The organism is Paenibacillus sp. J2L1-98, assembly GCF_056269405.1.
Genome location: NZ_JBWDNW010000022.1, coordinates 48,634 through 75,242, shown reverse-complemented (window position 1 = coordinate 75,242; position 26,609 = coordinate 48,634). Strand labels below are relative to the sequence as shown.

General features: G+C 39.2%; 22 protein-coding genes and 1 pseudogene. 5 read left to right on the top strand and 18 right to left on the bottom strand.

The window, feature by feature from the left end; translation table 11 throughout:
• Positions 1-59 precede the first annotated feature (59 nt).
• Positions 60-1,343: an IS110 family RNA-guided transposase gene (locus AC0YNZ_RS25900; RefSeq protein WP_475829348.1), complete on the bottom strand. Its 1,284-nt coding sequence runs from the start codon at positions 1,341-1,343 to the stop codon at positions 60-62.
• A gap of 315 nt (positions 1,344-1,658) precedes the next feature.
• Here AC0YNZ_RS25900 and AC0YNZ_RS25895 point away from each other — a divergent pair, with 315 nt between their 5' ends.
• Positions 1,659-1,982 (top strand): PepSY domain-containing protein, encoded by a 324-nt coding sequence (locus AC0YNZ_RS25895; protein WP_475829347.1) that lies wholly within the window; start codon positions 1,659-1,661, stop codon positions 1,980-1,982.
• Positions 1,983-2,060: 78 nt separating this feature from the next.
• Here the strand turns inward: AC0YNZ_RS25895 and AC0YNZ_RS25890 are convergent, their stop codons facing one another.
• The 12 genes from AC0YNZ_RS25890 to AC0YNZ_RS25835 all read right to left on the bottom strand — a co-directional run bounded on the left by AC0YNZ_RS25890 (position 2,061) and on the right by AC0YNZ_RS25835 (position 15,966).
• Positions 2,061-2,543 carry a hypothetical protein gene (locus AC0YNZ_RS25890; protein ID WP_475829346.1) on the bottom strand — a complete coding sequence of 161 codons (483 nt, stop codon included), beginning with the start codon at positions 2,541-2,543 and terminating at the stop codon, positions 2,061-2,063.
• A gap of 132 nt (positions 2,544-2,675) precedes the next feature.
• On the bottom strand, positions 2,676-3,326 hold the full coding sequence (locus AC0YNZ_RS25885; RefSeq protein ID WP_475829345.1) for a hypothetical protein: 651 nt from the start codon (positions 3,324-3,326) through the stop codon (positions 2,676-2,678).
• On the bottom strand, positions 3,316-3,849 hold the full coding sequence (locus AC0YNZ_RS25880; protein WP_475829344.1) for a sigma-70 family RNA polymerase sigma factor: 534 nt from the start codon (positions 3,847-3,849) through the stop codon (positions 3,316-3,318). Before AC0YNZ_RS25880 ends, AC0YNZ_RS25885 begins: the two co-directional genes overlap by 11 nt.
• Positions 3,850-4,075: 226 nt before the next feature.
• Positions 4,076-4,510, bottom strand: coding sequence for a hypothetical protein (locus tag AC0YNZ_RS25875; protein ID WP_475829343.1), 435 nt, complete (start codon positions 4,508-4,510; stop codon positions 4,076-4,078).
• 144 nt (positions 4,511-4,654) lie between these two features.
• The gene (locus AC0YNZ_RS25870; protein WP_475829342.1) at positions 4,655-5,110 is read right to left on the bottom strand and encodes a hypothetical protein; all 456 of its coding nucleotides are present in this window, start codon (positions 5,108-5,110) and stop codon (positions 4,655-4,657) included.
• A gap of 227 nt (positions 5,111-5,337) precedes the next feature.
• Positions 5,338-5,895 (bottom strand): recombinase family protein, encoded by a 558-nt coding sequence (locus AC0YNZ_RS25865; protein ID WP_475829341.1) that lies wholly within the window; start codon positions 5,893-5,895, stop codon positions 5,338-5,340.
• Positions 5,896-6,461: 566 nt separating this feature from the next.
• Entirely contained in the window at positions 6,462-7,193 is a 732-nt protein-coding gene (locus AC0YNZ_RS25860) for an HNH endonuclease family protein (RefSeq protein WP_475829340.1), read from the bottom strand.
• Between the two features lies 1 nt (position 7,194).
• Positions 7,195-8,784, bottom strand: a complete 1,590-nt coding sequence (locus AC0YNZ_RS25855) for an AAA family ATPase (RefSeq protein ID WP_475829339.1) — start codon at positions 8,782-8,784, stop codon at positions 7,195-7,197.
• Positions 8,785-8,786: 2 nt separating this feature from the next.
• Positions 8,787-10,424, bottom strand: coding sequence for a restriction endonuclease subunit S (locus tag AC0YNZ_RS25850; RefSeq protein WP_475829338.1), 1,638 nt, complete (start codon positions 10,422-10,424; stop codon positions 8,787-8,789).
• Positions 10,417-11,841: a class I SAM-dependent DNA methyltransferase gene (locus tag AC0YNZ_RS25845; protein ID WP_475829337.1), complete on the bottom strand. Its 1,425-nt coding sequence runs from the start codon at positions 11,839-11,841 to the stop codon at positions 10,417-10,419. Before AC0YNZ_RS25845 ends, AC0YNZ_RS25850 begins: the two co-directional genes overlap by 8 nt.
• The gene (gene hsdR, locus AC0YNZ_RS25840; RefSeq protein ID WP_475829336.1) at positions 11,838-15,098 is read right to left on the bottom strand and encodes a type I restriction-modification system endonuclease; all 3,261 of its coding nucleotides are present in this window, start codon (positions 15,096-15,098) and stop codon (positions 11,838-11,840) included. Before hsdR ends, AC0YNZ_RS25845 begins: the two co-directional genes overlap by 4 nt.
• Before the next feature lie 289 nt (positions 15,099-15,387).
• Positions 15,388-15,966 (bottom strand): hypothetical protein, encoded by a 579-nt coding sequence (locus tag AC0YNZ_RS25835; protein ID WP_475829335.1) that lies wholly within the window; start codon positions 15,964-15,966, stop codon positions 15,388-15,390.
• Between the two features lie 605 nt (positions 15,967-16,571).
• Between AC0YNZ_RS25835 and AC0YNZ_RS25830 the strand changes: the two are divergent.
• Positions 16,572-17,163: pseudogene (locus AC0YNZ_RS25830) on the top strand (recombinase family protein); the annotation flags it as partial.
• A gap of 1,574 nt (positions 17,164-18,737) precedes the next feature.
• On the opposite strand, the gene AC0YNZ_RS25825 reads toward AC0YNZ_RS25830, so the two are convergent.
• Positions 18,738-18,884 (bottom strand): dockerin type I domain-containing protein, encoded by a 147-nt coding sequence (locus AC0YNZ_RS25825; RefSeq protein WP_475829334.1) that lies wholly within the window; start codon positions 18,882-18,884, stop codon positions 18,738-18,740.
• A gap of 503 nt (positions 18,885-19,387) precedes the next feature.
• Here AC0YNZ_RS25825 and AC0YNZ_RS25820 point away from each other — a divergent pair.
• A complete protein-coding gene (locus tag AC0YNZ_RS25820; RefSeq protein WP_475829333.1) occupies positions 19,388-20,242 on the top strand; it encodes a glycosyltransferase family 2 protein in 855 nt (284 codons plus the stop codon).
• Positions 20,243-20,265: 23 nt separating this feature from the next.
• Here the strand turns inward: AC0YNZ_RS25820 and AC0YNZ_RS25815 are convergent, their stop codons facing one another.
• The 4 genes from AC0YNZ_RS25815 to AC0YNZ_RS25800 form a co-directional block, all read right to left on the bottom strand.
• A complete protein-coding gene (locus AC0YNZ_RS25815) occupies positions 20,266-21,288 on the bottom strand; it encodes a reverse transcriptase family protein (protein ID WP_475829332.1) in 1,023 nt (340 codons plus the stop codon).
• Positions 21,289-21,511: 223 nt separating this feature from the next.
• Positions 21,512-21,847, bottom strand: coding sequence for a hypothetical protein (locus AC0YNZ_RS25810; RefSeq protein ID WP_475829331.1), 336 nt, complete (start codon positions 21,845-21,847; stop codon positions 21,512-21,514).
• Positions 21,848-22,873: a phosphoribosyltransferase-like protein gene (locus AC0YNZ_RS25805; protein WP_475829330.1), complete on the bottom strand. Its 1,026-nt coding sequence runs from the start codon at positions 22,871-22,873 to the stop codon at positions 21,848-21,850. It lies immediately after the preceding gene.
• A 263-nt stretch (positions 22,874-23,136) separates the two neighbouring features.
• On the bottom strand, positions 23,137-23,703 hold the full coding sequence (locus AC0YNZ_RS25800) for a site-specific integrase (RefSeq protein WP_475829357.1): 567 nt from the start codon (positions 23,701-23,703) through the stop codon (positions 23,137-23,139).
• Positions 23,704-24,221: 518 nt separating this feature from the next.
• On the opposite strand from AC0YNZ_RS25800, the gene AC0YNZ_RS25795 reads away from it, so the two are divergent.
• Together AC0YNZ_RS25795 and AC0YNZ_RS25790 are read left to right on the top strand one after the other, a co-directional pair.
• The gene (locus tag AC0YNZ_RS25795) at positions 24,222-25,862 is read left to right on the top strand and encodes a GMC oxidoreductase (RefSeq protein WP_475829329.1); all 1,641 of its coding nucleotides are present in this window, start codon (positions 24,222-24,224) and stop codon (positions 25,860-25,862) included.
• 577 nt (positions 25,863-26,439) lie between these two features.
• A complete protein-coding gene (locus AC0YNZ_RS25790; RefSeq protein ID WP_475829328.1) occupies positions 26,440-26,592 on the top strand; it encodes a recombinase family protein in 153 nt (50 codons plus the stop codon).
• The last annotated feature ends 17 nt before the right edge of the window (positions 26,593-26,609 follow it).

The following is a 26,609-nucleotide window of genomic DNA, read 5'->3' as shown; positions in this document are numbered from 1 at the left end:
TCCGTGCTTTCTTTGTAATCCTGCGAACGAACCAACCTACGTAATAATAGAGACTTTCTTTAAGCTACACAGTCATGAATAATGGCTTTGTCAGGAGAAAAAGACTCTCCTCGTTGAGCTAGACCAACCAGAATACGTGCTAGTTTACCCACTAATTTAAACAAGGAACGGTACTTTTTCATGTGTCTTACATGTACGTTATGTTCATGCCACTTCCAAAACAACGGGTTGTTTCCAATAAGACGTAAGGTCGCTAAATACAGATACTTTCGCAGCGTTGCATCTCCTCGTTTTGAGAGTACGATCTGCCCTTTCCGTTTCCCCGACATACTCTCAGCCAGATTCATACCTGCTCTTCTCAACAGTTGTCGCCCGTGAGAGTACAGACTTAGATCACCTGCACCCGAAAGGATAGCCGCAGTGAAGATGGGTCCAAGACCTTGAATGGAGCGAAGTTGACGAGCCAAAGGTATCTTATCCAGGAGCACCAGGATTTCTTGTTCAATCATCTCTAGAATATCGACAATGCGACAATACTCATCGAGTAGTCGGCGTAAATCCTGTTTGGCTTCGTGGGTAGCTGTCGTTTCTCCTATGCTTCTAGCTGCAGAAGCGATGAGCTGTGCAGCCTTCTCTAGCCCTGTAATTCCACCAGCTCGTTTCATGAGCTTTCTCCAGCTTGCTATGACTTCTGCTGTAGTCAACCCATGTAAGTCTGCTGGAACAGGGAATTCATAAAGCGACGCCATGGATCGCTTGCAAGTCCAATCCGAAAAAACGGAAGTAAATTCGGGGAAACGGATATCCAACCAGCGAATGATTCGGTTCTGAAGCCGTATGCAATTCGCCACCCAGAACTCTCGATGGCTCATGATAACGCGCAACCTTTGAAAAAAATGCGATTGCTTCGTGTATTCAGAGTAATACCCCCGACTGACAACATCCGCGATAACTAGAGCGTCCTTCGGATCACTTTTGGACGGACAATTATCTCTATTCTCCTTGTTTCTCTTGGTCGTAACAGGATTCACAAGAACAACGCTTAAACCCTGTTCAACTAACCAATTCGCTAGATTAAACCAATAATGCCCCGTCGGCTCCATACCGATAATAATGTTGTTTAAGCGGTGTTTCTGCCGCAACTCATTAATCCAACGTCCAAATTTTTCAAAACCTTCCTTAGTGTTGGTAAACGTAAGATGTCGTTTAGAAAGAACAATTCCGCGAAAGTTAGTTGCCTGTGCGACATGTATATCCTTCGCCATGTCGATTCCAATGACTAAGTGAGATGGAGTAATTCGTTCTATCCGTTGATTTTGTTCGTCTGATTGCTTAAACCTCATAATAAGAGCGCCTCCTTGATGGTGATGGGTTTCAAACCCGTGGACAAACCCATCATACCGAGGCGCTCCTTTTTTGACAAAGCCCATTTCTTAGGCCCTACAGGAAGGTTCAATGAATCAAAAAGAAGGAACTACGGCAAGGCAGCTCCTACACTAAAGTACCCGTTAGCTTAATGAACATGGAGCAGTTTGCCGCTGATATGCTTGATCTATCGATTAACTGAGAAATGAATGCTGAATATGTCTCTAAAGAAACCTTTGTAAGGGTATCGCATATGATTAATAAAATAATCATTCAATCTTGGAGGTTCCTATATGAAGGGCCGAGTTTTTTTACTTATTGGGACATGTCTTTTAATCTATATGATTGCTTTGTTCAAATTTAACCAGCCGTCTATATCGAGCCAGGAAGCAATTCAAATTGCTAAAAAAGCAACTCCTATATCTGATGGATATCACATAAGTCAGATAGGTGTTGGAATCAGTTGGTCATTTACTTTTCTCAATGATCCCGTTTACAATTTTAATGTTTTTACAGTTAAATATGAGCCAGGGTTTCAAGTGCGGGAATATAAAATAAAAGTTAATGCGGAAACCAAAGACGTTATTGAAATCAAGGAAATTGTTCCAAGGAGCTGAACAAAGGGCCGCCTGCGGCAGCTCTTTTTGTGTTTATCGTACCCGTCAGCGTAATAGTAAAGTCAATACAAGCACACTTTATGAAACTTTGATTTCGAAAGGTGTTGATTCGATTTCAAAGTCAAATTCTTTACCATCATGTTTAATTCTGAATTTTGCCTTTGAAACGATTTCATAGCTTCCTGCTTGTAACGTGAGCTCATTATATTTTGGGAAAACATGCTCCTCTCCATCGTAGCTATAAGAGTCATTCGGCTTTAATGTGATCCTAAATCCGATGGCATTAACAGATCGCTCCTTTACATCTTGCAGGACAAGTTTATCCTTCATATCATAAACATCATAAGTGAACATATCTGCACCATGCTCTACTTTCCAAGAACTATTGGAATTATTCACCAAAGAACCATTAACAACAAAAAGCTTATCGGCTTGTAAATCTTTAGGCATATTTACTTTAATACTGAACATCTTAGCTTTTGGTATCGTTTCAGTGTCACTTTGACATCCAACAAGTGTAATAATTATGACTAATAAACTAACTAAAACAGAATGTTTCATAAATGTAACCTCCTCGTATGTGTATAAATTTCGAAGCAAGCTCTTTCATTATCGTTCCCGTTAGCCATCCATGCATCTCTTATACTGCACCACAGAGCATGAAGGTTAATCCGTTCTTTCATGGTAGTTGAATTACTTGCTCATATTAAATGGAATTTCATTTTTATAAGCTGTGGTGTATTTCTCAATTAGTTCTTTTTTTGCTTCTTCATTGGTAATTAGAATGTCGCCGTAAACAGGCACTAGGGTATTCCAATTCTCTTTCTTCAAATGTCTGGTTACAAATAAATATGATTGTCCTTCTTGGAGTAATTGGTCATTTTCAATTAATATCAATTCATTTCCTTTGAATCCACCTTGTTGGTTTACAATTACTGTTCCGTTAAATTCACCTTTGATATTATCAGAAACCTCCACTTTAAACTGAGTTTCAGGAAAACCATCTATTGATTTAGTTCCATCCTGTCCTATCACTTTTCCGATAAATACATTATCTGCCCAACCTACGAGGCGGCGAGTATCTGATACATCAAAGGCAGTACTAATTTTACTAAGCTCTATTATTCTAATACCAGGATTTTCTGGCGGATTGTTTGTAAAGTAGTTAGGTCCGAAAATCGCTAAAGCTAATGACGCTGCCATAACAGATGCTATAACAAAAGTCCATCTACGTTTTGAGTTCCCTATCTCTAATTTTGCTTTTGAAACTCCGATTTCACTTCTTTCACTTAATTCTTTTGGAATTTCAATTTTATTCATTTCTTGTTTAATCTTATTGCTCATATACACCTTCTCCTTTCCATTCTTTACGGAGCTTTTTTAAAGCTCGGTATAAAACTGTTTTAGCTGTACCCAATGGAATCTCAAGCGTTTCTGCAATTTCTTTAATGGTACGGTCGTGATAAAATTTTAAAAGAATAATGTTCTTTTCATCTTCATTCAATAATTCAATTAAATCTTGCAAAGACATTGCAAGCGGAATATCCTCTTCAACGTCATTGGAAATTGCCGTCTCGAATTCAGGTTTCATATGAACAACCTTATTTTGTTTTCGCATAATATCGATAGCACAACTAATCGCAATCCTTATTAACCAAGTTTTCAAGTATTTGGGTTCTTTAAGATTTTTGATCGATTTAAACGAACGATATGCAGTTTCTTGAACAATATCAAGTGCATCTTCTTGATTTTTAACATAGACAAATGCCGTTCTATATATATCCTTTTCGTATTCTTGAAACAGTTTTAAAAATGCTTCATCATTTCCTTTTTGAGCTTTTTTCACTAATCGTATGATTATAACCACCTCCTCAACCTTTCACTTATTAGACGAATAGGATTCTTATTTGGCTTTATTTTTTTTATTTTTTCAAAATAAATAACCGCCCAAATTACAGGCGATTTTCTAGACATATTAAATATATTGTTAAACTAATCTGACCGTTCGTAACGAAGGGCTACCACGTGGTAGCCCTTTCGGTGTTCAACTATCGTACCCGTTAGCTTAACGATCCTTCATTTTAGTATTAGATTCATTTCCAATTATTTTTCACAATGACAAGGACAAGGACTAGCAAGAATAAGCCGGCAATATACCATAAAACTTTTCCCCAATCAAATGTGGAACCGGCATATTCACCCTCATAATTCGCTTTAATGAATGACCCATCTTTTATCTTTATCGCAATTGCCTCATTTTTGTCAACGCCTTTGATATTGTAATATTCAGTGCCCTTCGGATAGTGATTCGAAAAATTACCTGAGTATGTGCCTTCCTTGTCTGAAAATGATGTGACTTTGCCGATTATTGAACCGATTTGTTCCTTTTCCACTCGATTGTCAGAAATGATATAGGATTTACCGTCGTTTACAACAAAATTGTATGCCCAATCCGCATGAATTGGCCATATTGCAAAAAAAGTGCTTGCCAGCCAGAGCGGAATCATCAAAAACAGAGATTTTCTCAAACTATCCCCCCTTGTTTCTTCATTTAATCAGACGAAAATAAAGATTTATTGTTGCACAATCCTGCCCATTACTTCAACGGGAAAAGGAGCAGCTGCCCTTAGCAAACCTGCCCCTGGATCGTTCAGCAATTGTTTTCCTTGAGCTTACGCATCCTGCTTAAGCTCAATTATCTCTGAATCCCCTTTCCACTTAACAAGTAGCTTTATTGTTGAATCTTCAGACGGTGCAGCAGTTACTACAAAGGGTCCAAAAGCATAAATTCCATTCTCGGGCACTTCCTTGACGATTATGCTACTACCTCCAGCAGCCTCGTCCGCAGTATATTCAGTGAAAATTTCACCTGTTGGTTCCGGATCTTTCCCGTTATAAATTAGAAATTTTTTCGTAGTTACCTTATCCGAATTTTTCAGCTTATAAACGAACAACACAGCACCCCAATTATCGCTATGTCCCTTAAACTCATAGGCATATTCGAGGTTCGGATCAATCATTTCGGGAAAATCTGCTTTTTTAATGCCCCCGTAATAATTTGCTCCCTCAGTACAGCCGGTTAGAACGATTACGCATAATACTATCATGCTAATGATCCACTTCAACAACCTGCATTCCCCCTCTCCATGACTTCTTATAGCTTAATACGATGTAATATTATGGGGAGTTACAGGGTTGAGAATTTAATTGAGCTGTCTAATCTATATTGGCACTAAGCTGCCCTTTAGCTTAACGCCGCATCCAGGGTGGCCACGCAGTTGCATCTTTGCTGCCGGCCCACGTCTCTGTCTCGATTTCGTCCTTACTCCCATGGCCGCAGGCAAAGGAATCCGATTCAAGCGTTTTTGTTCTTGAGAACTTGATATAGCTTCGCTTTAGATACTCCGGTCTGCTCAGTTATTTCTTTTATGGTATATTTCCGACTGTCATACAGAAGCAACGCCATTTCAACTTTGCTCTTATCCAATGGCGGTCTTCCTCCTTTTCTACCTCGAGCCCGAGCGGCTTGTAAGCCGGCCTGGGTTCTCTCTCGAATCGTCTCTGCCTCCATTTCAGCCAAGCCAGCCATAATAGCAAAAAAAAGCTTGCCTGCTGGCGTGCTGGTATCTACTCCCAGTGTGATGATCTGCAGACTGATTCCTCTTTCCTTAAGATCATGCGAAAGCTCGATTAACTGCTTAGTCGTCCGACCAAGGCGATCCAATTTCCAGATGACTAATATATCCCCGGAACGCAAGTACTCCAAGCAGCGAACTAACTCCGGTCGATCACTTTTCTTCCCAGAGACCTTTTCCTCGAAAATTCGCTCACATCCGGATGCCTTCAAAGAATCGATTTGTAAATCCATGGACTGCTCGGCCGTCGAAACACGTGCATACCCAATTTTAGTCATTTTCCAATCTCCTTTTGTCTATTAAACCTTCGATTACTATATTTAATATACTTTGAATTTTAGACGATTTAATAGACTGGAACAATGATCATTTTGGGACATTTTAAGCTGATGTTCTCAAAGTCTAAAAAACGATCGTTTTTTAGACTGATACGACAGCTGGAAATGTTATAGAAATAATAAATTGAAAGAGCTTAGTAAATAAACATCTATTTTTTAATGTCCAAATCCGTCTACAATTTTAGGACACAGAAAAACCCAGCCCTCATTGGACTGGGTTGGTGGAGGCGAGGGGATTTGAACCCTTGTCCGAAAATCACGCCACACAGGCTTCTACGGGTGTAGTCACAGTTTTGATGTCACCCGAGCAGCGCCCCGTACTTTATTAACACATGCTTTCTGCAGTTTTTGGTGATCCAGCACTAACCACTGCATACTCGATCGACTTACCCACAACTCTCATATCCTTTTGTTTGACTGCGGATCCTACAGTCTCCAACAAACGATGGAAGGCCAAGGAAAAAGAGACATTTATATTATTCAATGATATTATCTCAATAGCAAATTCATAATTCTAGATCCAGTACAGCTTTAACTTCATCAGGTGCCAAAGAATTAATGCACGCTATTGCACAGGCTGAAAATGGGGATTCACGAGAAATTGCGTCTTTAAGTTGAAGTATGCAATAATCTCTAGTTATTTGTTCATCATCATACGCCTTAATTATCCTTTCAACATTATCCCAAGTCGTTGATATTTGTTTCTTTATGTACGGATCTATTAAATTGTATATTTCTATTGACACATCTACTCGTAGCTTTTCGTAGCTATCTTCGGTAGCATAATGTACTTGTCCACCAAAAAATGTTATGAGTTCAACGTCCTCTTTTTTAAGAGGATCCAAAAGCATTGATAATTCATTTTCATTTCCACCTTCTGTTAAGAACTGACTTTCATTCTTCAGTGGAAAAGCAGTACCTTTCCCACCTTCGCCTGTCTTACGATTCGCATAAATACAACAAGCTCTGTAATTAGATATATCATTCTTTAACCAAAAATAACCTATGCCTTTTAAAGGTTCATTGTGATTATAATCTCTAAACGGTTCCACTTTTGCTTTCGGTCTGAAATGATCAATATGAACATCTTGACCCCACAAAGGGACTTCAGTATACCAGCACTTATTGTAAAACGCATCCCTAAAGTCTTTCTTTAAAGTTTCATTTTTCCAAAGCTCCGCACTGTGCCCCCAGCTTTCTCGTTTCTTATATAACTCTACTGTATCTACATAACGCATTTTAATGCCCCTCAAAAAGCTTATTAATGATTCCTTTAATCTTATTACGTCGTGCAACAACTTCATCAAAAGTGAGGTACTCTTTCGTGTAATATTCTGTATCTCTATATTCTTTTATAAAATCGTCATACAAAAAATCAATTGTATTATTTGAAAAAGGTAGCGATCCTAAATCTTTAGTAAGTAATCGTAATACTTCTTTTTCTTCATTAGTTATATTGTCATTTATAAGTTTAATATATAGTTCTTGTCTTCTAATATATTTATCTGAAGTATCTTTATCATAGGAAGTTTGTAGTCCATAGTACTCACTTTGCAAAAGTCCGTCTATTCCCATTCCTTTTGTATCTTCTGTAGGAATATTTACTTTCGTTCGATAATAGCCATTAACCATATCAATATTAAATATTCTAACAAACTCCTTTTCTACTCCGTTAATCACAAGAGGATCGTGGGTTGCAATCAATGCTTGAGTATTTGTTACACCTTTCAGACATTCATCAATAATATTTTTAAGGTCATACTTCCATTTTGGGTTCATGTGAGCATCAGGCTCGTCCATAATGACAAAGGTATCCTCATGTTTGAATAGACCAAGCATGCCAAAAATTCTAAATAACTGTTGTTGTCCCTCACTCATTTCACTTACCTGTACATCGGACTCACCATATTTGACAGTTACATCAAATTGCGCATCAAAAAGAGATGATAATTTTTCGAAGGTGTTAAAAATGGAAATTCTGTCCATGTTTAAAGCATCTAATTCACTTAAAGCAAAGTGAATTCTATTGTTATCTCTAAATAAAAAGCTACTTCTAAAAAGTTCAACAAAAGAGCCTTCAATGAATTCTAATATTTTCCAAAACAACTCAGGGACGCCTTGTTTGTCATTATCATTTTTAAATATGTGATACAACTTTTTCAGGTTGATCACAATATCAATTCTCTCAATTTTTTCAATATGACAATCTTTCATCAAAATATCTTTTTCATAAGTGTTCTCAGAATTGTCTAGTAAAATTGAAGTAAGGTATATTGGAGTCATGCTTTCATAACAGTAGTTGTATTTTCTATCTGGGAAATAAGGTACTAATATTTCATCAGCTCTCTTAGACGAAATTAAATTAATGTAATTGATTATAGTTTTTCTGCAGTTTTGGACATAGAATTTATCAACATTTCTATATATGGGCAGCAGATTATTTTGTGTTCCAGAATAAAAGATTACCACTCTTTTTGGAAATATATCCTTTTTGTCTTTTTGAAGTGTCTTTTTCAACTTAGCTAATGAACCTGTTATATAATATTTTTCACTTTCAATTGAAAGACTATATTCACTACCTTGTTTGATAATGAAAATGCTTTCTCCTGCATAAAGATATTTTAAATGATAATTAAAGTTTCGTTCCTTAGCAACTGCTGACGAATCAAAAGAAGCTAATATTCTTAATATTACTTCAATCATTGTTGATTTACCTGTTCCATTTTCACCTATTAAAATTGTCGAACTTCCATTTTCACTGACATCAAATTTAATCTCGAAATCCATTAGAAATTTATAACCATCGATTTTACATTCTAATATTTGCATGTTTATCCTCTTTTGCAGGAGTATACTCCATTCCTATTTTCAATTAAATTAATTTTTTCCATTCTATATAATGCTCGAGTGATTTCAAAATGATTATTACTTAAAAATATTAAATCATTTATTTTGGCTTGCTTTTCTCTAAGTAATTGTATATATATTTCCCGCTCTAAATTTGTTTTAAGCTCACTTTCTATTGCTTGATCAATTTTCATACTTGTGCCACGTTTAATACTCTTGGACACTTCTTTTGTATCTTCTTTTGAATTAATAAGTACTTCTATAAGTAAATCCTTTGCATTTTCTTCAAGCGGATCATTTGTGCCTAGTTCACCACGGAAAGCACGAGCGAGGATTGCCTTTTTCATCAGATCAATATTATCAATGACACTACAAAAATCTTTAGCCTTCTGTTCCTTTTCGAACAAGCTATCCAATGTCCGAACAATTTCTTGCTGTTCAGAGAGCGACGGCATTTCAAATTTTATTTGTCGAAGTCCTTTTATCGGAACAGTTAACTGTGCAGTTCCAGTTGCTATCTCTGTAGCTTTTTCAAACATCATATTAGTTTGCAATAGATACCAGAGAAATCTTGTGTCAATTGTATTTGGTTTAAGTAAGGCCATATGTCTTTGAAAGCAAAACTCTCTTTTACTATCAACAACGACTGGTATCCCGTAAGATCCAACAGTTGTATATAACACATCGCCAACCTTAGGTTTTCTTGAATCACCCAACTTATCATAATATTCATGCGGCACAAATCTTGTATTTTCAAAGTTCAAATACCCTTTATTGATATTGGATATCACTAAGAACGGAATTCCAGTCTCACTTTTAGGCGGTGGCATATGATCCCCGTCAAAAATGCTATTACAAACAGATCCCAATGTCTCTTCATGCCAAATATCCATCCCCAGCCCATGTTGCTCCCGCCAATTGGCGGTAAGTTCGCCTGTGAAGGCTTTGTGGAGGATCGCGGCTTTGCGGGTTTCAAAGGTATCAAGGGCATTTTTTGCCAACTCCTTTGCCTGATCAAGCTTTGCAAAGAGACTTTCAATACTGTCCACTATGCGCTGTTGTTCGGCTAATGGGGGAAGGGGTATAGACTGATTAATAACTGTTGAAGTATTAAGTTCGATTTGATTTGTCGTGCCATTTGCTTTGTCTTCAAGCCCATCTTGAATTCTAGGGCTACAAAGATAATAGTAAACATATTTATTATGAATTTTGTTAACACGCACTACAGTAATATGCGAATCCGCTACGACCTTGTCATAATCACATAATTCATTATTATATATATTCAATCTACCGATAGTACCTGTTCCCGTCGAATTCCAGAGAATATCCCCGATTTGAATAAATCTATCATTGCCATAGGAATAAATGCTTTCAGGACTAATAAATTTAATTACACTCGGATCAAATCCACTCCATTGAATACATTTTTGAGAAATAACAGGATACAGTTTAACTTCTGAATATTTAGGACTCTTTCCTCGCTGAATATATTCCGAAACTTTTCCCAACTTAGTCCAAACCCAATTAGCAGGCACTTCATACGGTTGCTCATCCTTAGGTACCCATGCCTGTTCCAACAATTCCTCTACCGACAAGTTCTGCTTCTTCGCCTTAGCCATTAGTTCTTGCCTCCAATGACTTCAGTTCCTTCACGACACTCATGATCAAGTCAACCGCCTCTTCGAGCTGTGCAACGACTTCTTCCCCACTTTCAATCGGGTCTTGCAGATCGTCATAATCCAATACACTGTCATCACGAATAAGGCCCAGGTCAAGGCTATTATTTTTCTCGCGGATTTGCTCGCGTGTGAACAAATTCCAGCGCTCATCCTGTACTTTACTTCGGTCCTCGGCTGTATAGGCATTGATAAACTCGTTAAAATTCTCCACCTTCAAAGGATTGGTCTTGCCGAAGTTTTGCATATTGGTACGAAGGTCATATATCCATACTTCTTTTGTGTTGTCCTTTTCGATTGTACCGCGGGTAAAGAAGAGTACATTTGTCTTTACTCCCTGTGCATAGAAAATTCCAGTGGGCAGACGCAAAATGGTATGCAGATTGCACTTATCCATTAAATCATTACGTATAGATGCGCCATCGCCATCAGCAAACAAAACATTATCGGGAAGCACCACCGCTGCACGAGCTTTCCCATTCGATTTTAAGCTTCGATATATATGTTGTAGAAAGTTTAACTGCTTATTCGATGTAGGATAAGTGAAATCATCACGAGTGACACGCTCCCCGCCTTTTTTCGTACCGAATGGTGGATTGGTTAGCACCACATCGAAGTTTTTCAATGTCTTTCCTTGATTGGAAAGGGTATCAGCAAGCATGATTTGCCCTTCGATGTCATGAAGCATCGCATTCATTAACGCTAGACGATGGGTTTCATGCACCAGTTCACTACCTGAAAAGGCCTTTTTCCTCTGGAATTCCTGTTGTTCGGCAGATAGGTCAAATAAATCGTCGGTTTGTTCTTTCACATAACGGTCAGCAGCTATCATGAAGCCAAATGTACCACAGGCTGGGTCATTACATAGCTCACCAGCTTGAGGAGCTATCAACTTCGTCATGACATCAATCAGCACACGAGGTGTGAAATATTGTCCTGCACCCGATTTCTTCTCGTTCGCATTCTTCTCGAGCAAACCTTCATATAAGTTCCCGAGTCCTTCTTCCTTTGCGGAATACCAGTCAAGAGCGTCGATGGAAGTGATGATTTTTTCGAGGTTTTTCGGCTCTTCAATGTTCGAGGATGCTCCTGCATAAATCTCACGCACCCTGCCTGTGCAGTTTTCGCCTAGGTGGTTAAGCAGTTCCTTATAAAAGCGTTTTAGCTCCACACCTTTGGGCTTCATCAGCTTGTCCCAACGATAATCCTCTGGGATTTGTCCTTCTGTGTCTGTTTCTTTGGCCATCTTCAGAAAAAGAATATAGGTTAGCTCGGTCACATACTGATGGTAGGTTATACCGTCATCCCGAAGCACGTTGCATAAGTTCCAAAGCTTGGATACGATTTCTTGATTGTTCATGCTGTTTTGCCTCCGTCATCATACAGATACTCGTTTAGTTCGGATATGATGTTTTCTAGTTGGTTTTTGAATATCTTATCGATGCGTGTATAACCACCAAAATTCTTAAATGCCCCGCTGTCAAAGGCTTCCTTATCCAGAACGGTTTCGTGAAGCAAATAGGTCTCAATGCGGTTTAACCAATCCAGCTCCATTTTACTAAAGGAATGATTTTGTCTCAGTTTCTGCACCGCGTTTATGATACGCTGTTCGTGGCTAATAAGAACAGAACCAATGGCTTCTTTGCGGATAAAGCTGATAATGTCAGCTGCAATATCCTGATCTTTGAGTTCTTTCCATGCCGTATTAAGCTGTTTCTCAGTAAAGCCTTCACGGTCAAGCTCCAGTCTGAGGCTCTTGAGGCTCTCTCTCGTCAATTCCTTCGGTCGGGTACAAACGACATTGAGTGCAGCAATATTATTCATATTATTTGTAACAAAGGATTTAAACCCATCTAAGTAGTCTTCAGGTTTCATCCCCTTGCCGTATCCTCGGGTATGACTTATCAATTCATCTTCTTTGTCTGAGATGACGACAGCACGTCCAGGATTCATCCCGCCTTCATTCAGCATTTCAAACAGCTTACGGTTTCTAAGAAGCAGTTCTTTGGCTTCTTCTACAGACATGGACTTAACTTTCTCAATAAACTGCGTTGGATTCTGACCGCCTGATAGGTCCACAAAATGAGTCAATGATTTTTCACTCATATTACGTTTCTTCCGCTGAAGCTTAGCCATAATTAAATCGATCTGATTTTCTGTTTGACCCTCTGTAGGAAGAGTCTCCAGTCCATTCAAGAGGTCATCAAATGTCGCAGACGGGTTAGCAACGACTGGCTTCATCGTATTTAAATCCTCTAAAGTCTCATAAACACCAACAGGGTCATAAATCTCAAAATGCGCTTTGCCGATTTCAGGACAAAGACGGGTTGCCCGCCCCAGCATCTGCTCAAACAAAATACGCGATTTTACACGGCGCATAAACACTAGTGTTGTGATTTCGGGAACATCAATACCTGTAGTCAACAAATCAACTGTAACGGCAATATTAGGATGCTTCTCGTTCTTAAACCGCTTAATGGCTGCCAGCACCTTCTTCTTATTCCCACCGCCGACGCTTCCCGTGATTTTCATGATAGCATCATTATCCACACCATAAGGCTCGTAAATCTCTTTTAAGATTTTGACGATTAGGTCTGCGTGACTATCATCCACTGCATAAATCAACGTTTTACCCTCAGCTTCAGGGTTAAGGTCTTTAGCGATTTCTTCTAGAACAGTGCGATTGAAATTTTCGGTGATGACCTTCCGATTGAATTTCTCAACATCAAATTTCAGTTCGTCTTCCAATTCGCTGCTATTGGTGATTTCGCCAGTGATCGGGTCATAGATGGCTACTGTCTCACCCTTTTCGTAATTAATGCCCTCTTTACTTAGCTTAGTAACAATGCTATGGGGAGCGTCATGGTCAACTAGAAACCCTTCAATGACTGCTTTCCGATACGTATAGTTGAACACGGGTTTCCCAAAAATTTCAGAAGTGTGCAAAGCGGGTGTCGCTGTTAAAGCAATCTTTACCGCATTGAAGTATTCAATGACTGTGCGATATTTGCTGACATAATCATCCTGATTACGGTAAAGAAGCTCGTCGTCCCCCATTTCTTTATCAAGGATATATCCTCGATGCGCTTCGTCAACTACAATGAGGTCATAATCGGAAACCGATGGCATAGTTCCAGCTTCATTATATAGAATCCGTTTAACAAGACTCTGGACCGTTGCTACATGGATTTTTGTTTCTTTGTCAATCTCTTTATCATCAAGGTTTTTGATGTTATAGATTTCATTTAAGGTCATTAGGTCTTCGATTTTGACTTCTTTAAACACATCCTGCGCTTGTTCGCCCAGTGCCGTACGGTCAACAAGGAATAAGACACGCAGAAAACGTCCTGAATTCACAAAGCGATAGATCATGCCTAGTATGGTTCTTGTTTTACCTGTACCTGTTGCCATTGAAAGAAGGGCTGTTTGTTTGCCTTCGATGATTGCGTTTTCGGCAGCTTCAATCGCCTCTATTTGATATTCGCGAAGATTTAACCCATCCTTATCCCGCAAAAGATCATAAGGCGCTTTTTCCAAAGACTTGTTGGCAGACGCAATATCCTTTTCCAATAGTTCCATCATGCCGTCAGGACTCATCCAGCCCTGCAGTGCTTTAGGTATATTAGAACTTTGTCGGGCATCTAAAAACCAGATGCCTGACTTAGTTTCAAGCTGCTTTAAGTATTTTCTTCCGTTTGTCGCGAATAGGAATGGGGCCTTATATTCGTTCCAGGTTCCTATCTGGTACTTTGCGTGTTCCATCTTAACCTTTTTCGCATAATCCTTGCACTGGTAATCAATAACAGACGGAATATCTTTAAAGGCTCGTTTTGCTTCAACAATGCCAACAAGTTGCAATCCGACAAAAAGGGCATAATCTGCATAACCCCTGTTACCGACTATAGAATCAGTAGGCCATTCAGCAATAGCTATATTTCTACCTTTCTGCGGTCTCGTACCTTTGGAATAACGTAAATTTATAGTACCTGCTTCCCAGCCCACTTTGCGAAGCTGTTCGTCTATGAGATAACGCGTCTCTTGTTCTGAAAGATTGATTTGATCAGCCGCTGTATTGGCTTGTTTTGCTCTTTCTTCCACAGGTATCGCTTTGCTAATCGTCACTTTTTCTGCCTGTTCGGTCAGTTTCTTAATAAGCTCTTCTTTCTCTTTTATGATGGCTTCATAATCCACTTGCTTGCTATTATCTTCTGGTAATACAAAGCCTGTAGGCTGGTATTCCCAATCACCATACGTCTGCATAAACCAAACTGCTAGATTATATGTCATTTCAATTAGAATTTTGCAATCTTCAAAGGAATCGTAATTTGCATGAACCGCCTTATTACGTGTCATTCTTAACGAGTAAAGGATATCGTCAATATCTTTTGGAAGCAAGCCATTTTTCTTTAACAGCTTTATTCGGTTTGCATGGGTATTGTCGTACGATGGTGGATCGATCTTGTCCAACTGTAGCATAAAATTGACTACCGTTTCCCCCAATAACCCCAGCTTAATCAAACAGGAATTTGTGTCGGAATATAGATACTCTTCAGCAGTGCTGCCTATTTGCGCCAAGATAGGGAAGAAATTTTCTAAAAATATAAAATTTGATTTCATCGTTACCCCCTGCAGCAATATAAGACATTAGCAAAGTTTTACGGGTTTATCATTAGCAAACAATATACCTTGGTTCCTTAAATGATATAACACCACATTATCTCCCTGACTTTTGAACCACATGACTATACATAATTCAGCAGAAATCTTGCTTTTCCTTCTTCTTACGTATCAAATTATTAGAGAAATAAAAGTACTCATCTGAGTCTGAATCCGTAGTATGTTTCGTAACAAAAGAGGCAAGTCGGAAGGGGTTTTATATGAGGTTAAAGGGTCGGTAGTGATTTTCTCACGATACACCATCTACGAAGTATTCCCCCTTATTGAAATAACGATCGAGGAATATCCACTCATTTATCATTTCAATATATTTCTCTTCACCTATGTATTTGTTATATTCTTTCTCAGTAAATTCATAGCACCAGCAGGATACGAGAAAATCACCCCTACTTATGTGCTCAATATGTTTAATAAAAAGTGTTAAATACTCCTCACTAAAGGTAATAGAATTTCCTCTCGCAAATCGTTTATTTAATAGCTCTTCCGCTGAATTATGCACTACCCAATTCCTTGAATTTCTTGCTCTATCTACGATGTTCATTTCTTCATCCGTAATTCCAAAGAGTTCTTTCTTTCCATCCATACTTTTTAAGGCCTTACCAACGAGCATTCTGTTTAATCTATCTACATAAGACATATATTCTGGGCTTAGAAAGCCATACTCATTCTTATCAAGAGAATAGACAATGTTAAACATCTTTATGATATCTCTACAAGTTGCCTCGTACTTTTGGCATAAAATTAATGACTTCCCGTAAATTGTTCCGTATTCATTAAACTTATTTAAATCTTGAGATCTCAGCCACATTTTTATCTCCTTTTGATTAAGGCTTTTTCGCATAACCGTGTGATCTGCGACTCCGCAATATGCTATATTCAGCTGTTAGACGAAACTAAAGCATTCAAAATAGTTATGTATTGAAAATACCCGCCACTTAAACGGACTGGATTAAGCTATGTTCACTAATATTTTTATCATCCATTAAACCAGCATCCGATTTCCTTGCACGGCTTTGCTACTTATGGATTCCCTTTCGTTCAGCAAGACCTAAATAGAAATAAAATACGCAAGTAAGCACGAAGCAAGAGGCTCTGTTACAACTATATTCCCATAAGAAGAGAAATTTGTCACACTAAAATGGAATAAAATATATTTAATTTTTAGCTTATTCAAACTAATTCATATAATCGTTCCTCCTGAAGAGCTTGATATGTGAGCAAAAGCCCATGGTTGTCTCTACAATCTACCGACGAGGGCCCTCTCAAACTTTCGAACGTGTGTCAGAAATTATGCTTTTGGGAACGTTGAAAATCTCCCTGTTATTCCGTTTCAAAATGCCCTAATATTGTTTTAGGAACGTTTCACTATAATAAACGGTATTTTGATACGGATTTAGGGGAGGTTGAAGGATTTTGAAGATAGGGTACGGCCGGGTTTCGACTAAAGATCAAAATCCGAAACGGCAACTCGTTAAATTTAGGGAGTTGGGTATTGAGGATCGATTTATTTTTGTCGATTGGCAAAGATTTTGATTGACCACGCTATCAGGCGATGCGTCTAATGATCCGGGAAGGCGAATTGGTTTATATCGATGCGCTGGATCGACTTGGTCGAGACTATGACGGAATCATAACAGAGTGGAAGTATATTACGCGGGAGATCGGTGCAGACATCGTATGTCTATGTCTTGATAATGAAACGTTGTTCGATTCTCAGAAGTTTAAACCAATGGTCGATTTCGGCAAAGTCATGGAAGATCAATTCCTAAGCCTGCTGGCATATGTGGCTGAGCAAGAGAGGAAAAAGAATCGGCAGCGTCAGGCAGAAGGGATAGAGGCTGCCAAGGTGGATGGAGTAACGTTCGGCCGACCCAAGCAGGAGATTGATGACAAGGTTATCCGGATCTATGGGGAATGGAAATCAGGCCAAATAACAGCGACGGAGGCTATGCGTCAGATCAATATGAAAAAGCCCACCTTTTACCGGCGCGTAAAAGAGTATGAAGGTATGAAGCTTCACAATTGTAACGTTCTAAACAGGAGGATGGAAGTCATGGATGTATGCCTTTGTGGAAGTGAAAAATCGCCAGATCAATGCTGTATACCATCTGTACCGCCGATTCATTCTGAAATTCCGCGGTTTGTCAGCTCTTCAAAATTCTACACGCCTGATGTTCCGTTTTTTATCAATCGAATTCAGGTGAGTTATGGAGTACAAAAAGGTCCAGCTATTCTTTCGCAAATTGATCCATTGATTGCAGAGGCCCTTGGTTTTGATTTAACCCAAGTACATTTGTATAATCCCACGGCACGCAATAAGCTTATTTTTCCACTTCATGCTGTTCGTTATCATTTACAACAATTTCTGTATCGCTTGCGATTTTTACAAAAAGAGGTCGTTCAATCAGTACGGCAGGCGGCGAGTGATCCACGTTTGGAAATTATACAATGTGAAGATGTTCCGCTACGTAGTGAGCTGGAAGCGTTTATTTCTCGACTCGCGGCTTACCAGGACGCATTAGCGCACTATGTAGCCGATTCCCTCAAATATTCTGTGAAAAACGCTTCTTATAATAAAGTGAAAAATCGACTTTCAGAAGAAACCGGGTTGAAGCGAAAAGAACACACGGCTATACGAGAAGCATACGAAACTCACGAAGGATGGATTCGAAAATTACTTAATATTCGGCATGAAGTGATGCACGAAGGCATCAGCATGGACATGTCGATTCCTAATGATTTTTTTGAAACAAGAACATTTATTCCTCGTCTGAATGGCGAATCCGTAGAGGAATTGATTATCACTTTTTGGTCCGAAACGCTGGTGTTTACCAAGAGTCTTATCAGCTTAACGTCGTGTCTAACCAAAAACTAATGAGCATCTTCATGTTGTAAATATGCTTGAATTTATAATCCGTCCCTAAAGGGTTTCTACCTTGGCCTACTATATTAGGGGTAGTACCACATGCCAATCAAGTTAAGAATATATCGCACCTCAAAAGAAGGACTGTCAATTTGTTGAAAATGTTAAGTTATTGTGCTAACCTGCCAATCGTATTATGAGATCACCAGAACTTACTGGTCGACCTCATCTTTGTTTGGTCGTAAGATAGCGGTAGTCGGGGATCGAACGTTTCTGCCCGTTGGAGCTGGATCCCGAGAGCTATTCCGTTTATTGTTAAACAATGATTAGGCTAGTTGGGACCATGATCCCGGATCACATGCGATAATGTGGACGACAAGAAGTTTTTGGGGGTTCAGCGAATACCAGATCAAGGAGTGGTTGAATGAACCATGTCATTGGTTTGGATGCATCTAAAGGGGAAAGTCATGCACAGGCATTTTCAGATCGAAGAACGCCCTATGTTCTGATCATCGACGAATGACAAAAACTCATCTCATAAAATCAAAGAGGCCGCGATTTACGCGACCTTTAATGGGACAATTTTTTTGCCTCCCGTACCCTGTACCCTGCCCGATAATTCCATCACACGAGCCGGCGGATTGACCAGCCGACTCGTGTGATGGTTATGCATATGTTGCCCGTTTATTTTCTGTATACATTTAATGATCAGTGTTTCAATTTGTATTCTCCCAACTACCTTGTTTCGCAACAACTTGCACATCTTTGGCGTCTACCTTCCCATCGTTATTCACATCGTACATCGGATCAAATCCGGGCTGTCCGGGCAGCATGCCGCTGTGCTTGGAGATCAGTACGATCATGGATTATCATCGATTCACTGAATGAAGTGGATTTTAAAGTCAGACCAGCCCAAAGCCACACGGGTTGAGAACATTTTCCCGAATGATACAAAACTGACTTATGTATCATTCATAAATTAATCAGACGTGAATATTATTATCCTGATAGAGTAGAAGGAAAACCCTCGAAAAGATGCATTGTTATAGAAACAAGCTATCTTCAAATAAAAAAAGAAGAGGCAAATGGATTACTCCTCTGCCCCTCCTGTTTCTCAATCCCCCGTAGTAGCCTTAACTGTCGCCGCTCGCTCCGCATGCACCGTATTAGGAAACATAACTCACAAAAATTTCGCCCTACTTATGATACGGTTCACCGCGCGGATCTTAACGGCAAGTTTTCTATTTTATGATGGCCGAACCTAGTGAATATGCCGTTACTCTTTTTTGAAATCTTCATATGTTGATAGTGGTAGTTTTCAAAGCAGGTCTCCTCTAAGGAGTTCCGTTCAAGGGGGTCGGTACAATTGGCGCAACAATGGAAGGGCATTTCTATCATTACCTGTACTAAACGTCAAGACTTTATCATGAATTTATTAACCAATTACCATAGACAACGATATCCGAGGAAGGAACTTGTTATTATACTTAACAACGACAAAATGAATATAGGTCTTTATAAAGAAATGGCCAAAAAATATAAAAATGTGCAGTTCCACCAACTTCCGGGGAAACTGTCTCTTGGAACATGTTTGAATTACGCGGTAAAGAAAACTAAATACAGCTATATTGCAAAATTTGACGATGATGACTATTATGCTCCCTATTATCTGACCGACAGCATGCGGGCGTTTAATAGAACAAATGCGGATATTGTAGGGAAACGCGCCCATTTTATGTATTTGCGGGACTCAAAGATGCTTATCCTTCGTTTTCATAAAGATGAGAATCGTTATGTTTCCGATCTTCCTGGTGCTACTCTAGTTTTTAAACGAACAGTATTTCGCAAGGTCCGATTTCCTAACCGAAGTATTGGGGAAGATACTCATTTTTGTTTGAACGGTAAAGCTAAGGGTTACAAAATCTATTCTGCCGGAAAATATAATTTTGCCGCTGTACGCAGGGAAAACTCAAAAGATCATACATGGATTATCAGCGATAAAGAATTATTGGAGTACAATCTCAATATCAAATATCCTCATGTTCGAGACTATAAAAAATTCGTTCAAAAACATCCAACTGTTCGAGACTATAAAAAATTCGTTCAAAAACATCCGAGGGATTTCAACTTATTAAAAAACTTGCCGTTACTTATGATACGGTTCCCCGTAACATCTGTAAAGCGAATTCAAAAGGCATCCCATAGGGATGCCTTAAAATAATTTATTAATATTGAACAAAGTCATTAGTATTCCCAAATAATTTGGTCCAAATCCTCTATTAACTTTAAGCCTAACTCTTTATTTATCATTTTAATATAATATGCTTTTCCATACAAATGTTCTTTATAGTTTGAGTTTCTAATGCCCCTTTTTCGCAGATGTCCATTTACTCCATGCTTTTTACAATAGTATATTTCCTGACGTAGTGATTTAACTTCTTTTTTAGGTACATTAACTTTTTCGTTTACAACGAGCCCTGTCACCAATTGCTGTTGGTTTTGCAACTGAATACGCGTTTTTTTGGAATTAACTTGAAAACCTTCATCTTTTAGTATTTTTATTGCGGTTCTTATGAGGCCTTGAATGTGTGTTGGTCCGGATAAAGTTATATCATCTGCGTACCGACTATATTTGGCACCAATAGCACTCGCAAGTTTACTCATTCGTTTATCTAGCTTCTTACATACGATGTTTGATAAGTAAGGACTTGTAGGGGCACCTTGAGGTAAACAATCATCTTTGGTGCATAGTGTAGTTAATATGGAAGAAACCTGTTTTGTATAACCTAAGTATCGATACGCTTTATATATTCTGATGCCTTTAATAGCAGTGAAAAAATTAATAATATCAATATTTATTACGCATGCTTGTTCTTCATGAATCTTTGCATTATCCAAAATAGATTTTTTCTTCCTAAAACCATAAGCGTGATCGGAAATCGGCACATTATATAAAATATTATCTAACAACCACCTTTGAACAATTTTTAAAGATGGTGTTGGTGCTTCTAATCGTCTCATATCTCCACTCTTTTTAGGAATTTCAAAAGAGCGGTAGTGATCATCATTATACAGATACGATCTTAGCTCCTCGGAGGAGCACTCAAGCAAATAACACAAATGATTAAAATCAAAAATTACTGCTACAGAATTTGAAATTAGTCTCTCAGCATATGTCTTTACTAACTTTATATACTCAACAGAATATTGCTCTTGTACCATCCGCTCTTCAAGCAAAGTTAGATATTTATCATTATAATAATCCATAATTATATACCTTTCAAAATAAGAGACCATCTACCCATTTTCAGACCTAGGACATAGACATACTTTAATTAATAAGAACAATAAGTGCACTTCTTATTGTTCAGTGGGGGAAGTCGGAGTGCACTTTACGAAGAGTTTCCCCACTGAACAATAGTACCCTTAGCATCATTGGGAAACGACTGCGTTACCCTGTTCTAGATGGTCTCTAATATTAATAATAACATTATTCAAATCTCTTTTGGAAGTTTCTCGGTATAATTATATGTAATTTTCTTTTTGAATCTGGTACTCGTATAGATACCTTTAAATCATCAATCATGATATTATTCAGGCATTGGCTATGTAAAAAATCTTTGCCCTTTATAGCAAATCTATATACTTTAAGTTTTTTGTCAATATCTATATAACCGTCCCTAACTAATTCAGTTATAAATTCTCTGACAATACTGTAGTTCATTCCAGTTAAATCTAATAAATCATTGATATCATCAACAATATCGTATGTTTGAAAATAAATTAAAATCAGTACTTTACGGAAATCCATTTCGCGATTCTGCATCTAATCTCTATTCCTTTTTTCTTCTTCCATTTTTATTGCAAGTTGATATTTCATATTGCGCCTCTGCTCTTTTCGTCTCCTAATTTCATACAACGTGCTTGAATCTTTGACTATCAATTCATCGCCATTCTTCTTTCTAGGAAATACCGGATTCCAAGGCAAACTATCATTCTTTTCGTGAAAAGTGGCAAGAGTATTATTCGGGGTATTGAAATAAAATGCTGCTAATGTTTCTGATCGTTTATATCCCCAAGTGTACACAGGTTTTGAAGCAACATTTTCTTCATACTGCTTAATAGCTTTTTTCGCTTCTTTTCCATGTTCCGGATTTGGATATATGATAGCGTTTGAGAAGATTTTGTTAATTCTTTCTGATTCGAGAAATTTGATGTTTAGCCCAACTTCTTTGGAATATTCCAAAACATTCTCTTTGCCTTTATCTAGGCAAATAATGGGTAATATATAGATGCTTTTATCTGAAAAGAAATCGGGGCAAGTAATCTGCGTTCTTTCAATAAAATCTATCAGTGTATCTCCACTGCCTACTATGTCATCTATAAGCACTATATTTCGAAAACTACTTAAAATATTCTCATCGTAAAAATCCCTTGGCTGAGCTGCCATTCTATTTTTTGATAAATTCACTTCTGCTTCATTCATGCAGTCAAATAGACTTATTGCTCCATTCATGACACCACCAAAAGAGCAAACTGGAACAAACAAAGTATCATTGCTTTGTGATACTGTATTAATATACTTATTATATGCTTCTTCGAACCATTCAATAATTTTCCCTCTATCAAAATACTGGAAATATCTAAATAGATGCAAAAAATAGAGTCGGTCTTTTGAGGGGATAGGCTCTAACCAGTTCGCAAGCTTCTCTTCAAGGTTTTTAAGTTTTCTATCAGTAACAAGTAGCTCTGGTATTAATTGATTGTATGAGATGAATTGCTCTATTGTTTTTTGAATCTCTTTTTGCTCATCTTCTGAAAGCAACCAAATCACCCTTGTTGAAAGATTCATCAATAAACTTCTATTATAATCTATATCACTTAGTAGTGTGAAATTTCGACATTCTAAGTAAAATTCCTTCAGAATAATCAGAAACTAGATCTTCTATATGTCTATACTTAACATTTATGTTACCACTCAAATACTAATATAAATTGATCCTTTATTCAAAAGTGGCAATTTGTTATAAATACTTTTCGCCCTACTTATGATAAGGCTCTAAATATGTACCACATGTATATCGCCCTTATTTTATATTCTTTTAAATCTTATTTTTACAAAGAGAAGCTTTGCATAGCTTGGTCAATCATAATGTCGTCTGTAATTCCAATGTAACGCATGGTCACGGATTGGGATGAATGTCCAAAGATTTGTTGGAGTATCGCCAGATCCTTGTATTTTTGATAAAAGTGATAACCAAATGTCTTTCTCATGCTATGTGTCCCAATCGAGTCCTGAATGCCGGCATCCCGCGCAGCAGCATTGATAATATTCCACGCTTGCACGCGGCTAAGCGGCTTATCCCCATTCCGGGAAGGAAACAAATAATCCGAATCCCCCAGTGTACGGCAATACTTTTGGATTTCGTTTTTGAGTGCATCCGTCATCAAAATTCGCCGGGTGTTACCGGTCTTTTTCTCCCTTACCTTAAGATGTGTGGCCGACTTCACATCCCACACACGCAGCGGCAAAATATCGCTGATCCTAAGGCCTGAATTAATCCCCATAAAAAACAAAAAATAATCCCGGTAAGATCGATGTATGAGCAGTTCTTTTATCTGACGGATCTTCTCCAGGTCACGGATTGGTTGAACGATATTTGCACCTTGAGATGGTCTCAGGGGTAACACTCCTCCCACCCGAAATGTTTAGCTAAATGATACAATAGAATCAAAATGTTAAGTACAAGTTTTTAATGGAACCGAAAATAACTAAAAAAAAGCTTACTGGAAGCCGCCTTTCCGGCTACTCGTAAGCATTTCTCTAATTTAACAGATTGGTCATTTTGTTAAGGTAGGGTTACTTCCGTTCCCCCTGTTTCTACCGTTTTCTCTAAAATGGATTTGCCGTTTTTGAGAATTTGAGTGCAGATGAGAAGTACGTTGTTTTATATTCCGGCTTGTGAACATGCGCTTCAAAACGCTGAAATACTTTGAATGGCAGTTAAACGCCCTGGGTAGGGCGTTTTTTTATTTTCTCGTTTCTTAAAGGGCGTACGGATACATTGGAATCGGCCTGCGGCACTCCCCCGTTGTACAGTTCGAAAACTATTCATGAGCATTAGAAACCCAAAATACACTAATAATATCTAGGTAATATGGGAACTGCTGGATGAGCAGTGCGAAGGAGTGCAGATTCATTGAAAATATGGGTGGCGCGCAGCAACGACACGCTTCGAACGATCGCGGATGAGCATCACATGCCACTCGGGGAGCTTCAATCGGTCAATCTGCACATCGGACATCCCGACCAGAATATAGCCGGCAAACCGGTCTATTTTCCTCCCGTCAATGCATCAATCGAGAGTCGGGCTCCCGATCTCCCGACTTGCTCCATACCATCAGATGTTATTGAACATTGGATGCCCCTCACGCCGTTGGAACAAATGGCCGATACCGAATATGACGTCCTCATTGTGGGCACAGGTGCGGGGGGAGGAACCGCGCTTTGGAGATTATGCGAACAGTGGCAGAATAGTGATAAACGGATTGGCATCATCGAAAAAGGGAATCTGGTCATACCCACACATGGCCGTAACCTTCCGATGATGAACCGTTCTCGTCTCGATCAGTATTACCGATATATATCAGAAACCTTACCAGGCTCCTATCCAGAATTTATAGGGGCAAGAGAAGTGATTGGTTTCGGGGGAAGAACGATCTTCTGGGATTTGGTCAGTTCTCGTTTTAATTTATCACTGATGCCGGATTGGCCGATCCCGGCCATTGAGATGGATACCTACTATGACATTGCAGAGCGGATCATGAATGTTTCTTCCCAATATGCCAAAGGATCTGCGTTGTCGGAGATCTTGCTGAATCGTTTGCAGCTAGGCGGTTTTCCCGAATCCAGATACATGCCGCTCGCCGCTGATCTGAAACCCACCGATTTTGGCATGGTTCATGCGGATGTTTTTTTCAGTTCAATTTCGCTTCTTTCAAAAGCTTCGTTTATCAGACCCTTCGATTTGGCTGTAAACGCCTGTGCCGTCCAAATTCTGGTCGACCAGGGGAAAGTCACCGGCGTTAAGGTCATGTCACCGGATCAGCGCTCCTATTTGCTGAAAGCAAAAACGGTTGTTTCGTCGGCGAGTACGTATGAAACGCCACGCCTGCTGCTTCATTCGGGCATCCAAGGAAAAGCGATTGGTCGTTATATGACAAATCAAGTGTTTATGATGGCTCCCGGAAAAGTAAATCGCGGAGATTTTCCGGAAGTTCTGGGAACGCTCGCCATTTTGATCCCACCAACGAAGGAAAGGCCATTTCAGGTCCGCTTAAGCGGGCCCGCCGGTTATGATTGGTACTCGCCTCACCAAATCAGACCGCTCGTGGAAGATACGACTTCGGACATATCGATCCTTTGTTTTGGCCACGTTAACCCACGGTTTGAAAACGGGATCACCCTCAATCCGCACAAAAAAGATAAATACGGCGTTCCGGAAAACCAAATTCTCTTTTCATTTACGGAAACAGAACGAGCTAACATTCGACAGATGGAGGAAGCGGTTAAGCAGATTGCTTCTGCCATTGGTGTGCAGTTGGTGCAAGATAAAATCTGCCTTATGCCTACCGGAGATTTGCATCACACTTCAGGAACGTGCCGGATGGGTAACGATCCTTCTACCTCGGTCACGAACAGGTACGGTCAAGTTCACGGCGTTTCTGGACTGTATATAGCCGACAACAGTATTTTCCCTTCCCTTGGATCCGAAAACCCGACACTCACTACCGTCGCTCTTTCCCTTCGAACAGCGGATCACATTAGTCGGATGCATTAGAAATCGAAGTGGCACGTTAAGCGGCTCCACCGGCGAAGACACTGGAGTTGTTCGGCGATTCAGCATTCAGCCGGGTCTGGAAAAATCTCTTCGGCAGCTCTAAGGAAGCTAATAAGGACGGAAAGCCGATCAGCCGCATCTCAGCTACCCACTTGCGTTTATACAAACTTAACAATTTGTGCAATTTGTTAATCGAGGCTGATCCTTACGTTTACGTTTGTCCGGGAGAGGCTGCCGATTTGTATCGGTGGCCTTTCGCCGTTTCATGCGCAAATTTCGCCCTCGAACGTGAGTCGAGTAATTAAAATTAGGCATACTATAATAAATCCCGATAACGCGAGCGGTGGTTTTAGGGATATAGTCGTATTGGCCGCTCTTTTGTCGTATATATATAGATATAGGAGCCTCCAGATCTAACGGTCTGGAGGTGTTTTTTTTTATCCGGGAGGGGTTGCCGAATCGGTGAACTTTCGCCGTTTCATGGGTGGGATCGCCTCGTTGGTGTCACAACTTAAAATAATTGACACCGATCAAACAGTGTCATAACTTAGTGTCAAATTTGAGAGGGAAAATACATATGATTTACGGCTATGCTCGCGTCTCAACCGTTAGCCAAGATTTAGAAGCACAGCTGCAGCAGCTAAAAGCGAACGGAGCCCAGAACCGTCCGAAAAGTTTTGGGAACACGCCATCAAAAACGAATTTACAGACGTACCGACCGAGATCCTAGAGCAGGCTCGCCGTTCC

Bases quoted from the DNA above. Each gene is read 5' to 3' on its own strand.
- AC0YNZ_RS25900 (WP_475829348.1), bottom strand. From the start codon at position 1,343: ATGAGGTTTAAGCAATCAGACGAACAAAATCAACGGATAGAACGAATT.
- AC0YNZ_RS25895 (WP_475829347.1), top strand. From the start codon at position 1,659: ATGAAGGGCCGAGTTTTTTTACTTATTGGGACATGTCTTTTAATCTAT.
- AC0YNZ_RS25890 (WP_475829346.1), bottom strand. From the start codon at position 2,543: ATGAAACATTCTGTTTTAGTTAGTTTATTAGTCATAATTATTACACTT.
- AC0YNZ_RS25885 (WP_475829345.1), bottom strand. From the start codon at position 3,326: ATGAGCAATAAGATTAAACAAGAAATGAATAAAATTGAAATTCCAAAA.
- AC0YNZ_RS25865 (WP_475829341.1), bottom strand. From the start codon at position 5,895: ATGACTAAAATTGGGTATGCACGTGTTTCGACGGCCGAGCAGTCCATG.
- AC0YNZ_RS25860 (WP_475829340.1), bottom strand. From the start codon at position 7,193: ATGCGTTATGTAGATACAGTAGAGTTATATAAGAAACGAGAAAGCTGG.
- AC0YNZ_RS25855 (WP_475829339.1), bottom strand. From the start codon at position 8,784: ATGCAAATATTAGAATGTAAAATCGATGGTTATAAATTTCTAATGGAT.
- AC0YNZ_RS25850 (WP_475829338.1), bottom strand. From the start codon at position 10,424: ATGGCTAAGGCGAAGAAGCAGAACTTGTCGGTAGAGGAATTGTTGGAA.
- AC0YNZ_RS25845 (WP_475829337.1), bottom strand. From the start codon at position 11,841: ATGAACAATCAAGAAATCGTATCCAAGCTTTGGAACTTATGCAACGTG.
- hsdR (WP_475829336.1), bottom strand. From the start codon at position 15,098: ATGAAATCAAATTTTATATTTTTAGAAAATTTCTTCCCTATCTTGGCG.
- AC0YNZ_RS25835 (WP_475829335.1), bottom strand. From the start codon at position 15,966: ATGTGGCTGAGATCTCAAGATTTAAATAAGTTTAATGAATACGGAACA.
- AC0YNZ_RS25825 (WP_475829334.1), bottom strand. From the start codon at position 18,884: ATGATCGTACTGATCTCCAAGCACAGCGGCATGCTGCCCGGACAGCCC.
- AC0YNZ_RS25815 (WP_475829332.1), bottom strand. From the start codon at position 21,288: ATGGATTATTATAATGATAAATATCTAACTTTGCTTGAAGAGCGGATG.
- AC0YNZ_RS25810 (WP_475829331.1), bottom strand. From the start codon at position 21,847: ATGCAGAATCGCGAAATGGATTTCCGTAAAGTACTGATTTTAATTTAT.
- AC0YNZ_RS25805 (WP_475829330.1), bottom strand. From the start codon at position 22,873: ATGAATCTTTCAACAAGGGTGATTTGGTTGCTTTCAGAAGATGAGCAA.
- AC0YNZ_RS25790 (WP_475829328.1), top strand. From the start codon at position 26,440: ATGATTTACGGCTATGCTCGCGTCTCAACCGTTAGCCAAGATTTAGAA.